The sequence below is a fragment of the Anaerolentibacter hominis genome, from assembly GCF_032380675.1.
Lineage (GTDB): Bacteria > Bacillota > Clostridia > Lachnospirales > Lachnospiraceae > Anaerolentibacter > Anaerolentibacter hominis.
In genome coordinates this window covers 1,078,752-1,089,635 of sequence record NZ_JAWDIX010000001.1, presented here as the reverse complement: position 1 = coordinate 1,089,635, position 10,884 = coordinate 1,078,752, and the positions used below count along the sequence as shown (strand labels likewise).

At 48.9% G+C, this 10,884-nt stretch carries 12 protein-coding genes; all 12 read right to left on the bottom strand.

Annotation, left to right across the window (positions count from 1 at the left end; genetic code table 11):
* Positions 1-30: 30 nt before the first annotated feature.
* The 12 genes from ABCW47_RS05065 to ABCW47_RS05010 all read right to left on the bottom strand — a co-directional run bounded on the left by ABCW47_RS05065 (position 31) and on the right by ABCW47_RS05010 (position 10,796).
* Entirely contained in the window at positions 31-270 is a 240-nt protein-coding gene (locus ABCW47_RS05065; RefSeq protein ID WP_343208772.1) for a hypothetical protein, read from the bottom strand.
* Positions 271-517: 247 nt separating this feature from the next.
* A complete protein-coding gene (locus ABCW47_RS05060) occupies positions 518-1,201 on the bottom strand; it encodes a zf-HC2 domain-containing protein (protein WP_343208771.1) in 684 nt (227 codons plus the stop codon).
* Entirely contained in the window at positions 1,198-1,674 is a 477-nt protein-coding gene (locus ABCW47_RS05055) for an RNA polymerase sigma factor (RefSeq protein ID WP_343208770.1), read from the bottom strand. Before ABCW47_RS05055 ends, ABCW47_RS05060 begins: the two co-directional genes overlap by 4 nt.
* 183 nt (positions 1,675-1,857) lie before the next feature.
* Entirely contained in the window at positions 1,858-2,916 is a 1,059-nt protein-coding gene (locus tag ABCW47_RS05050; RefSeq protein WP_343208769.1) for an aldose epimerase family protein, read from the bottom strand.
* Positions 2,913-4,160 (bottom strand): Zn-dependent hydrolase, encoded by a 1,248-nt coding sequence (locus tag ABCW47_RS05045; RefSeq protein ID WP_343208768.1) that lies wholly within the window; start codon positions 4,158-4,160, stop codon positions 2,913-2,915. Before ABCW47_RS05045 ends, ABCW47_RS05050 begins: the two co-directional genes overlap by 4 nt.
* Positions 4,161-4,296: 136 nt before the next feature.
* Complete coding sequence (locus ABCW47_RS05040; RefSeq protein WP_343208767.1) at positions 4,297-4,497, bottom strand: cold-shock protein; 201 nt, start codon at positions 4,495-4,497, stop codon at positions 4,297-4,299.
* A gap of 158 nt (positions 4,498-4,655) precedes the next feature.
* Positions 4,656-4,934 (bottom strand): DUF1294 domain-containing protein, encoded by a 279-nt coding sequence (locus ABCW47_RS05035; RefSeq protein ID WP_343208766.1) that lies wholly within the window; start codon positions 4,932-4,934, stop codon positions 4,656-4,658.
* Between the two features lie 12 nt (positions 4,935-4,946).
* A complete protein-coding gene (aspS, locus tag ABCW47_RS05030) occupies positions 4,947-6,737 on the bottom strand; it encodes an aspartate--tRNA ligase (RefSeq protein WP_343208765.1) in 1,791 nt (596 codons plus the stop codon).
* A gap of 1 nt (position 6,738) precedes the next feature.
* Positions 6,739-8,001 carry a histidine--tRNA ligase gene (gene hisS, locus ABCW47_RS05025; RefSeq protein ID WP_343208764.1) on the bottom strand — a complete coding sequence of 421 codons (1,263 nt, stop codon included), beginning with the start codon at positions 7,999-8,001 and terminating at the stop codon, positions 6,739-6,741.
* 42 nt (positions 8,002-8,043) lie between these two features.
* Positions 8,044-8,688 carry an HD-GYP domain-containing protein gene (locus ABCW47_RS05020; protein ID WP_343208763.1) on the bottom strand — a complete coding sequence of 215 codons (645 nt, stop codon included), beginning with the start codon at positions 8,686-8,688 and terminating at the stop codon, positions 8,044-8,046.
* 6 nt (positions 8,689-8,694) lie between these two features.
* Positions 8,695-10,161, bottom strand: a complete 1,467-nt coding sequence (gene hemZ, locus ABCW47_RS05015; RefSeq protein WP_343208762.1) for a coproporphyrinogen dehydrogenase HemZ — start codon at positions 10,159-10,161, stop codon at positions 8,695-8,697.
* Entirely contained in the window at positions 10,149-10,796 is a 648-nt protein-coding gene (locus ABCW47_RS05010) for an MBL fold metallo-hydrolase (RefSeq protein ID WP_343208761.1), read from the bottom strand. The genes hemZ and ABCW47_RS05010 overlap by 13 nt, the downstream gene beginning before the upstream one ends.
* Between the last annotated feature and the right edge of the window lie 88 nt (positions 10,797-10,884).

Sequence of the window (10,884 nt, the reverse complement as noted above, 5' to 3'; positions counted from 1 at the left end):
CTGTCCCGTCTACCGCATCCGTTCCCTCGTTTATATAAAGAGCACAGTCAGGTTCGTGTACCCCCCCCCCCCGGTATTTTTACAGGTACATACCGGTCCTGTCACATCTGCCTCAGCGTAAAGCGGACATGATATATCGTGCGGTTCATCCCCCTGAACACCGCAGGTACATTCTGTAATTTCACTGGCCAGCGCATATACCCCGGTCTGAGAAAACAAAATCAAACAAGCCAGAAATACAGCCAGTCCTCTCGTCATTTTTCTTCTCATATTTATCCTCCTATCCCCATTAAACTCTGTTCATATATAGATCAATTTTATCATACTCATTGGTCTAAAACAACGAAAAATTGACATATGTCGGATTGTATCATGAGTGTATTTTAAGCTGATTCAGGTGATAAAAGCTGATAGCGCCGCAACAAAGACGGCATGCTTTGCGAGCATAAATACACCCCTGCGATCCAAGAACATCCGCAAAGGTGTATTGTTGTGATCTCTATTTTATTAAATATATTTACTCTGCTTCAAAGAGCAGCACGGCATCGGCCGCAGCGCGGCTTCGCTCCTCCTCAGACATGGTTTCCAGCCCATCATAGGAACCAGTAAAATAATAAATCCGGCTGACCCCGTCTGCTCCGCTTTTCTGCTCCTGTGCTATATTCTGATAGGCAACTACATATTTGGCGCTGCTCACCCCGCTCCCGTTAAAAACTCTGGACCAGAGAGAAGAAGAAAAGTAAAAATATATATCCGATACTTCTCTCCCATCCTCCTCTCTCACCACAGTCTTTGACACTACACGGTCATAGTCCATACCATTTAAGAAGGCACACAGATTGCCGGCACCGTCGATTTCTACTGAAATCTTTGAACTATATTCCACCGGCCGTATCGATGTTTTCATATAAGACGCACCGGTAATGAGCAATACCAGGATAATCGCCGCCGTGACACCAGCAATGATAATTCCTCTCCACCGTATTCTCTTTTTGACGTGTTTTAAACTCTGTACTTTTGCCTGTTCCAGATCGCCTTCTTTCATCTGTATCAGTTCCGGCTTACCCATTTTATCCAGTTCCTCCCGGCATGCTTCACATTCCTTTACATGTTCCTCCACCAGCTCTCTGCTCTCCTTGCTGCAAACCTGGTCATAGTACAGCGGAAGCAGATCTCTTATAACCGCACATGAACTTTTCATTCCAATTCCTCCCTTATTTTCTTTTTTGCTCTGTAAAACGTAACCCTCGCCCAGCTCTCCGTCTTCCCAAACAATCCGCTGATCTGACGGAAGCTCAGTTCGCCAAATACCCGAAGCATGAATACCTCCTTATACGGTTCCTCCATCCGGTGAAGAATCGCATGTATCTTTTCCGCCTGCTCCCGGTCTGCCAGCAACTGTTCGGGAGCAGGAGAAGTATCCTGTACTTCCTCAGGTTCTCGTTTACCTCTTTTCTTGCTTTTCTCAAGTTCTGTAAAATAAGTATTCCTGGCGATCTGACACAGCCAGACATCCAGCCTGCAGTCACCCCGGAACCCGCCGATACTGCGCAGGGCCTTAAAAAATGTCTCCTGGGCAATCTCCTCGGCTATATACGGGTCCCGGCAGAGAGAAAAAATATAGCGGTAAACTTCCGGAAAATACCTGGCATATAATTCTTCAAATTCAGTCACATCTTCACCTCTCTTCTCCAGTAAGACCGGGATAGGGCCGAATCGTTACAACATTTCATAAAAAAGAAAATAAATTCGTAAGAATGTTTTTAACATAGAAAAGGTTGGAGAACACTCCTATGTAATAGAAAAAATCGCTGTCGGCAGTGCCGGCAGCGATTTTCACAAGCTTTATTTCAACTCTTACTCTGCTGAAAAACGATAGATCGTCGCACAGTCATATTCTTCCCCTGCTTTCAGCGTATATCCCTCAAAAGAATCAATATTGCAGGCATTGGGATAGTACTGTGTCTCAAAGCAGACACCGGAACGCTTCCCGTATACGGCGCCTTCCTTACAGTTTTCTCCCTCATTTATACCATTTCCGGAATAAAACTGAAGTCCCGGAAGTTCAGAAAAGACTTCCATCTTCCTTCCGCTCTCCGGATCATACAGCTCCGCCACCTTATCAAGCCCATTGCCGGACACTTTCACACAGAAGTTCTGATCGTAGCCGCCGCCCTGCTTTAAGGCCGGATATTCCTGGTCAATATCTCTTCCGATCGGCTTTCTCATCCGGAAATCAAGGGGAGTCCCCTCCACATCCACAAGCTCGCCTGTGGAAATCAGATCATCTGTCGTGGCCGTATATTGATCCGCCAGAATCAGAACCTCCTGCTTCTGCACAGAACCGGAATTATGTCCTGCCAGGTTAAAATAGGAGTGATTGGTCAGATTGCACAGCGTATCCTTATCGGATACAGCAAAATACTCCAGCACCAGCTCATTATCGTCAGTAAGGGAATAGGTCACCGTCAGGTCCAGATTACCCGGAAAACCCTGTTCCATATCCGGGCTCAGCCTGGAAAACTCCACGGAGCAAAGCTCTTCTTCCTCTGAACATTCCGCCTCGTACATAAACTTCTCATAGCCGTCAAAGCCGCCATGAAGATTATTCCTGCCATTGTTCTTATCAAGCTCATAAACCTTGCCGTTCAGTTCAAATCTGGCATCCCCGATCCTGTTTCCCACACGGCCGATAAATCCGCCGAAGTGGGGTTTATTCTGCTCATATCCTGCCACATTTTTGTAGCCCAGGACCACATCCGCCATTTTTCCATTTCTGTCCGGCGCCAGGACGCTCACAATACACGCTCCCAGATCGGTCACAGACACTTCCATCCCGTTTTTATTTTTCATCGTATAGAGCATTACCTTTGTCCCATCTTTTGTAGTTCCAAATACTTTCTTAGCTATACTCATTTTGCTTTCTCCTCTCCTGTCTCCCTTGCTAATACTCCTGCAAGCACCCTGGCCGCCCTGGCCAGATCGGAACTCTCCGTGTATTCCTTCTTGTTGTGGCTGATTCCTCCAATGCTTGGAACAAACAGCATTGCTGTGGGCACAAAACCTGCAAACACCTGTGAATCATGGCCCGCGCCGCTCTCCACATAGCGGTAGGCAAAACCTTCTTCCTGTATCACATGCTCCAGGCTCATCTGAAGCTTCTGATCCATAAACACAGCATCTGCCCTTGTTCCCGGTGTTATCGTCAGCCCCGCGCCGGCCTGCCCCGCGGCTTCCTCCGCAAATTTTCTGATTTTATCATACAGCTTAAGCATCTTCTGCTCATCCGCAGACCGCATGTCCAGGGTAAACTTTGCCTCCCCCGGGATCACATTCATCGCATTCGGTGTCAGTTCCATATGCCCCACTGTAGCCACAACCCCCTGCCAGGAAGAAGTCTCTTCATAGATATACTGAACAATCCGGGAGGCTATATAGAGGGCGTCAACACGGTGATCCATAGGCGTACTTCCTGCATGGTTTGCCACACCTGTCACCTGAAAGAAATACCGGTGAATTCCCGCAATCCCCGTCACAATACCGAGTGACATACCTTCACTCTCCAGCACCGGCCCCTGCTCCACATGTACCTCTATGAAGCTCTTGTACCGGCCTGCAGTCCCCTTCTCTGCTTCCACCATCTCAGGAAGAAAACCCTGTTCTTTCATAATTTCCGCCAGGGGCTTCCCTGTCCCGACCTCGGTAATATGCATCAAATCCCCGGCGGTGTAGCCGCCGCACATGGCTGTGCTGGTCAGAAATCCTCTGGAAAAGCGAAATCCCTCTTCATCATTGGTGGCAATTACCTCAATGGAATATTCCGGACGGCATCCTCGTTCACGCAGAAGTTTTACTGCCGTCACACCACAGACGATTCCTGCCGTTCCGTCATATTTTCCGCCTCTGGTCACACTGTCATAATGGGAGCCGGTCAGAATCGTCTCCTTCCGCTCTCCTTCCAAACGTCCGATGACTGCACCGGTGCCGTCGATCCGAACCTGCAGGCCAGCCTCCTCCATATACTGTTTCAGATAAGCAGCAGCTTTTTCTGCCTCCCTGGTAAAAGGCAGCCTGGTCACACCCTCCGTTTCCGGATCGGTCGCACTGAAAGAAGCAAGGTCCTGCAGGTGTTTTGTAATTTCCAGTTCTATATCAAACATCCCGTCTCCCTCAATAAAAAAGGCCGCCCGACAGGGCAGCCTTTTTCTAATCTTCACTCATTACAATATACGCATTCATGTATAACAAAGCACAAACTTCTTATATATACAAAGGTACACTGAATTCTGGTTTCGATTATACTCTTGTAACGTTAACAGCCTGAGGGCCTTTCTCTCCGTTAATTACTTCGAATTCTACTTCCTGGCCTTCTTCCAGGGACTTGAAACCGTCCATGTTTAAACCACTGTAGTGTACGAATACATCATTGCCTGTTTCATCGGAAATAAATCCATAACCCTTTTGGTTGTTGAACCACTTTACAGTACCTCTGTTCATGTCAAATTCCTCCATAGATATAAAAAAATATTATTCCCCGCGAGGCCTTTTAAACACTCTGTTTCGGCCTTTTGCCGGGTCTTGGAAGACAGCTCTCAATCGCATTTTTATGCCTTCCGTTTATGACAGTTTCATTCTAACACCGCCGGGCATATCTGTCAAACAATTTTGACAATTATCAGGCACAAAATGAGCTGAAAAATCAGAATCAAAGGCATTCCAATAACAAACTGTCTGTGTTTCGTTTTGTGACGGAAGAAATACATTCCCAAAATCGAACCTATACTTCCTCCAAGCAGCGCAGCTGCAAACAGAGTATGCTCTTTGATCCTCCATTTATGAAGTCTGGCCCGTCTTTTATCCAAGCCCATTAATCCAAAGCCAATCAGGTTGATAAGAATCAGATAACCGGCAGCCGTTTCGTAAATATACTCCATCGCTCTGCCCTGTTACTCATTCTCTGACGTACAGATCCGGATGCCCAGTTCCTCAAGCTGCTTTTCGTCTACCACGTTCGGCGCCTCGGACATCAGACAGGATGCATCCTTTACCTTCGGGAACGCGATCACATCCCGGATGCTGTCCTCCCCGGCCATCAGCATCACCAGACGGTCCAGGCCATATGCCAGACCGGCATGAGGGGGTACTCCATATTTAAAGGCATTCAGCAGGAATCCAAAACGATCGTAAGCCTCTTCTTTCGTAAAGCCAAGAGCCTCAAACATCTTCTCCTGCACATCGTCCTGATAGATACGCACGGACCCTCCGCCGATCTCCGTACCGTTTAATACGATATCATAGGCTTTTGCACGGACCTTGCCCGGATCAGAATCAATGTAGCATAAATCTTCCTCCATCGGCATGGTAAATGGATGATGCATCGCGGTAAAACGTTTCTGTTCCTCAGACCACTCTAACAGCGGGAATTCAGTGATCCATACAAACTTAAACTCATTCTTATTTAACAGCCCCAGCTTATCCGCCAGCTCCACACGCAGAGCGCCAAGTACGTCGAAGACAACCCTGGATTTATCCGCGGCAAACAACAGCAGGTCACCCGGTTTTCCCTCCATAGCCGAAACCAGCGCATCCAGTTCCTCCGGCTTCATAAACTTGGCGAAGGAAGATTTATATGTGCCGTCCTCATTTACTGCCAGGTAGGCAAGACCCTTCGCCCCGTAATCCTTGGCAAATTCCACGAGAGCATCAATTTTCTTTCTCGGCATACCTGCCTGGCCGGAAGCATTGATTCCGCGCACGCTGCCGCCATTTTCCAACGCGCCTGTGAACACGCCGAACCCACAGTCTTTTACGACGTCGGATACATTTTTTAATTCCATTCCGAAACGCAGATCCGGTTTGTCGGAGCCAAACCGGTCCATCGCCTCCGCATAGGTCATTCTCTGTATCGGAAGGGATACCTCCACGCCAATCTCAGCAAACAGCTTTTTCAGCAGGCGCTCGTTGACGTCCATCACATCGTCCTGATCCACAAAGGATAATTCCATATCAATCTGAGTAAATTCCGGCTGCCGGTCCGCCCTTAAATCCTCATCCCGGAAGCACCGCGCAATCTGGAAATAACGGTCATAACCGGAACACATGAGCAGCTGCTTGAAAATCTGGGGAGACTGGGGAAGCGCATAAAAGTTACCCGGATGAACCCGGCTTGGCACCAGATAATCTCTGGCCCCTTCCGGTGTGCTCTTCATCAGCATCGGAGTCTCAATCTCCAGAAACCCTTCCTCTGTTAAAAACTCTCTCGTCAGAAAGGCAATTTTGCTGCGCAGCATAATATTTTTCTGCAGATCCGGACGGCGCAGATCCAGATAGCGGTATTTCAACCGGAGTTCTTCTTTGGTACTGCTCTCCTCCTCCACCGGAAACGGCGGTGTCTGGGCCTCAGAAAGAATTCTCAGTTCCTTTGCCCGGATCTCGATATCACCCGTCTTTAAATTTTCATTGACAGCGCCGGAACGAAGGCTCACCTCTCCCTTTACGGCGATAACGAACTCGCTCCGCAGCTTTCCTGCTTTTTCAAAATCCTTAAATTCGCTGTCCTCCTCGTCAAATACGATCTGCAGCAAACCGGAACGGTCCCTCAGATCTACAAAGATCATACCGCCCAGATTTCTTCTTTTCTGAACCCAGCCCATCACGGTTACACTCTGCCCGATATTCTCTCTGGAAACCTCCGTGCACCGGTGACTTCTGTGAAGTCCCTTCATCGACTCTGCCATGTTAATTATCCTCCCGCTTATTGGTAAAAAATGCCGCCATCTCATCCAGCTTACATTCTGTCTGCTCGTGGCTCTCCATATTTTTTATCACACATTTATTTTCACTGAGCTCATTCTCGCCCAGGATAACCGTATTTCTCGCACCGATCTTATTGGCATATTTCATCTGGGCCTTCACGCTCCGGTCCATATAGTCGGTCTCCACCACAAGTCCGGCTTCCCTGAGTTCTGTTACCAGAGCAAATGCTCGCGCCTTCGCCTCTTTGCCCAGAATTCCCACATAGAGCTCCACCGGTTTCTCCGGTTTAAGTTCGATCCCCTCCTTGTCCAGGAAATAAAGGATACGCTCAATGCCCATTCCGAAACCGACAGAGGGAATACTCTGCTTTTCATCTATCTCGTGAATCAGATTATCATATCTTCCGCCGCCGCAGAGGGTAAAGCCCTCTGAATTGACAAACTCAAATACGGTCTTTGTATAGTAATCCAGCCCTCTTACAATCCCCGTATCAATCTCGAAGGGAATATTCAATGCATTCAATAAGGACTGCAGTTCCTCGAAGTGATCCCTGCACTCCTCATCCAGATAGTCGATGGTGCGGGGGGCATTTTCTACAATATCCTTACAGGAGGGGACCTTGCAGTCTATCACACGCAGCGGATTCTTTAACATCCGCTCCCGGCAGGTCGGACACAGCTTGTCCTGATGTTCATCCAGATAACGGAGCAGCGCTTCATTATATGTTCTGCGGCACTCCGCACAGCCTATGCTGTTGATATGGAGTCTGGCATCCTTTAAGCCCAGTCTGCGGATAAAAGTGGTAACCAGTGTGATCAGCTCCACCTCAGCCAGGGGGCTTTTCGATCCCACAAATTCCACTCCAAACTGATGATGCTGTCTGAGCCGTCCGCTCTGGGGCTGCTCATAGCGGAACGCCTGTGTTACATAAAACAGTTTCGTGGGCTGGGAATCGGCATACATATTGTTTTCCAGGTAAGCCCGCATCGCGCCTGCAGTACCTTCAGGCTTGAGCGTTATGCTTCTGCCGCCCTTATCCTCAAACGTATACATCTCCTTCTGCACCACATCTGTCGTCTCCCCGACTCCCCGGGCAAACAGTACCGTATGTTCAAAAGCAGGAGTGATAATCTCCTTGATATGATAAGTTTCACACAGCTCTCTGGCGATCCGTTCGATCTGTGTCCGTTTGTGCATACTGTCTCCATACCAGTCCTGCGTTCCTTTCGGTCTCTGTGTAATCATAGGGTTCCTCCTCCAATTTTAATCAAACTCTGCCCTCCGGCATTATTCCAAATCTTCTCCCGGGTCATCTTCTGCAAATGTCGCATAGACTTCATTGGCATCCCGGACCATTTCCTTTATCTCACAAAAGCTTTCATCGGCCACAATCCGCTGAAAAGCCAGAAAGATTTCCATATCAAAGTTTTTAATTTCATCTATCATCAGATCCATAGCCGTTTCCGCGTCAAAAGCCTTCCGGTAAGCCCGGTCCGACACCAGCGCCGCAAATACATCGCACACCCGGAGAATACGGGCCTCATAAGGTATCTCTTCTCCGGCAAGGTTATCGGGATAACCGGAACCGTCATAGTTCTCATGATGGTGCAGCACAGCCTCCAGCACAACCGGATCATACCCTTCTTCCATCAAATGAAGGAATCCAAAGGTAGGATGAGTCCTGGTATAGCGCATCTGCTCAATATCCAGGCGGTCAGGACCGCCGTATAAATACTTGTTAACCTGGAGCTTTCCCACGTCATGTACCATGCCCGCCACAGCCATAGTATAGCACCGATCTTCCGGCAGGCCAAGTTCCCGTGCCAGTCTCCGGGCCAGGTTGCTTACAAGCATGCCGTGAAACACCGCCTCCGCCAGATCTCTTTTCTTATTCTCTTCCATCCCCGAAAATAATTCAATTATCCGCTTCATATGCTATCAACCCAAATCTCCGCATTTACGGCTCTTTCTTTCAATCATTTCATCAACCCGTTCCAGATAATCCCGGATACTCTTTACATTTTCCACCCGCTCAATACGGTTTTCATCATGATAGACAAACTTGGAGGAAGCACCTGCCCCGCAGGCCAGAATCGTCTGCTTTTCCTCCATAATCAGTACATTATACAGCCCTTCTTTACCCGGCTTTGCATAACCGATATTCTCCAGATTCTCCGCCATATTCTTCTGCCGGTACAAATAGTAAGGCAGGTATCCCTGCTCTTTGGCAAATGCATATGTCTCCTGCTGCATACGGACGGTATCCGTAGGAACCCGATCCCGGTATTGTTCAAAATCTCTGGTAAGTGCAGACGCCCGTTTTAACGCCAGAGCATGAACGGTCAGGCTGTCCGGTCCCAGCTCTTTCATTTTCTCAAGTGTCCCTGCTACATCCTTCGCATTTTCTCCGGGCAGACCGATGATAAGATCCATGTTAATATTGTCATGGCCGGCCTCCCTCGCCATGGCAAAGGCTTCATTGATCTGCTCCACCGTATGCTTTCTGCCGATCAGGTCCAAAGTCTTTTGCTGCATGGACTGAGGATTAATGGAGATTCTTGTCACACCAAGATCCCGGAGCAGACAGAGCTTGCCGGGTGTCAAGCTATCCGGTCTTCCGGCTTCCACCGTAAATTCCCGGACGCCGGACATGGGAAACGTCTCTTTAATCTTTCTGATCAGTGCAAAAAGCTGGGCCTCATTCAGCGTTGTGGGGGTACCTCCGCCCACATAGACAGCTGTAATTTTCCTGTCCCTGCACATCCGGCCAACCGCCTCAATCTCCCGGAACAGGCAGTCCAGATACTGACTGATCCACTGACCGTAGTCGGCCAGGGAATACGACGTAAAGGAGCAGTACAGACAGGTGGTGGGGCAGAATGGAATCCCAATGTAGATGCTGTATTCCCTGCGGTAGTCGATATCCCGGAGCAGCATAATCTCCCGCCCGGCAATCTCCGTGCCAAGCTCGGCCCGCTCTCTGGAACACCAGTAATCATCCTCCATGAACTGTACCGTTTCTTCCGGGCCAAACCCCTTCTCCAGGTGGTCGACACAGAGTTTGGTGGGACGCACGCCGGTCAGAGTTCCCCAGGGAAGTTCTTTCTTCAAATAATCACTGAGACAGTGATATATCACCTTCTTCAGCAGCTTTTTATACTCTCTTTTATATGCCAGGTCTGCAGCTGGTTTCTGGTTCACCGGCTCTTCGTAAGAAGCGGCGGCACGTTCCTCTTCAAATACCTGAATACGGATAGCATCCTCACCGGTATCTACCTGGATCAGGGGCCCTCCGCCGTCGTCTTCGCCCCTGCACAGCGCTATCTTTTCCTCCGGATAAAAGGCCTTCACCAGTGAAATGATATCATACTGAAAAGCCTCTCCGGAAAGCTTTAATCGAACCATTCTGCATCCTCATCTAAGTAACTGTTCATCTCTTTTTCTTCTCCAATTGTAGTAACCGGCCCGTGGCCCGGCAGGCACAGGGTCTCCGGGGGCAGACACAGAAGTCTCTCCCTGATTGAGTGAAGCAGCTCACTGCCGTCTCCCGTAGGCAGGTCGCTCCGGCCGATTCCGCGGCAAAACAGCGTATCCCCGCAGACCAGCACGTCCTCTTCCCTAAACCAGTAACAGACCCCGCCGGCCGTATGGCCGGGAGTAGCAACGACCTGACAGGGCAGACCGGCTTCCGATAGAATCTGTCCGTCTTTAACCGGAATATCAGCTTTTAAAACGAAGTCCCTGCCTCCCATCGTACGGGATGCGTTTAAAATCGGATCTTTCGCCAGCTCCCATTCCTTTTCGCCCAGGTATATGTTTACATCCAGTAGGTCTTTCAATTCCATACAGCCCATAATATGATCAAAATGCCCATGAGTCAAATAAATTGCCGAAGCTGTCAGATTATTATCTTTCAGCACGTCAGCAATCTTGCGCCCCTCCGCACCCGGATCAACAATAATCGTCTTTCCTGTCTCTTCCATGGTCAGCAGATAACAGTTTGTACCCACCATTCCCACCTGCAGGCTGCGAATTTCCATCGATTTATCACCCTTTCCCGTGTTGGATCAATTGACAAGCCGGCAAAACGAATTGCAAAAGAACAAACAAGGCCCCAAAACCGGGGCC

What these genes read in the sequence shown, in the direction of transcription:
- ABCW47_RS05020 (WP_343208763.1), bottom strand. Translation starts at nt 8,688, where the DNA reads ATGAAGCGGATAATTGAATTATTTTCGGGGATGGAAGAGAATAAGAAA.
- ABCW47_RS05045 (WP_343208768.1), bottom strand. Translation starts at nt 4,160, where the DNA reads ATGTTTGATATAGAACTGGAAATTACAAAACACCTGCAGGACCTTGCT.
- ABCW47_RS05060 (WP_343208771.1), bottom strand. Translation starts at nt 1,201, where the DNA reads ATGAAAAGTTCATGTGCGGTTATAAGAGATCTGCTTCCGCTGTACTAT.
- ABCW47_RS05035 (WP_343208766.1), bottom strand. Translation starts at nt 4,934, where the DNA reads ATGGAGTATATTTACGAAACGGCTGCCGGTTATCTGATTCTTATCAAC.
- ABCW47_RS05050 (WP_343208769.1), bottom strand. Translation starts at nt 2,916, where the DNA reads ATGAGTATAGCTAAGAAAGTATTTGGAACTACAAAAGATGGGACAAAG.
- aspS (WP_343208765.1), bottom strand. Translation starts at nt 6,737, where the DNA reads ATGGCAGAGTCGATGAAGGGACTTCACAGAAGTCACCGGTGCACGGAG.
- ABCW47_RS05010 (WP_343208761.1), bottom strand. Translation starts at nt 10,796, where the DNA reads ATGGAAATTCGCAGCCTGCAGGTGGGAATGGTGGGTACAAACTGTTAT.
- hemZ (WP_343208762.1), bottom strand. Translation starts at nt 10,161, where the DNA reads ATGGTTCGATTAAAGCTTTCCGGAGAGGCTTTTCAGTATGATATCATT.
- ABCW47_RS05065 (WP_343208772.1), bottom strand. Translation starts at nt 270, where the DNA reads ATGAGAAGAAAAATGACGAGAGGACTGGCTGTATTTCTGGCTTGTTTG.
- ABCW47_RS05040 (WP_343208767.1), bottom strand. Translation starts at nt 4,497, where the DNA reads ATGAACAGAGGTACTGTAAAGTGGTTCAACAACCAAAAGGGTTATGGA.
- hisS (WP_343208764.1), bottom strand. Translation starts at nt 8,001, where the DNA reads ATGATTACACAGAGACCGAAAGGAACGCAGGACTGGTATGGAGACAGT.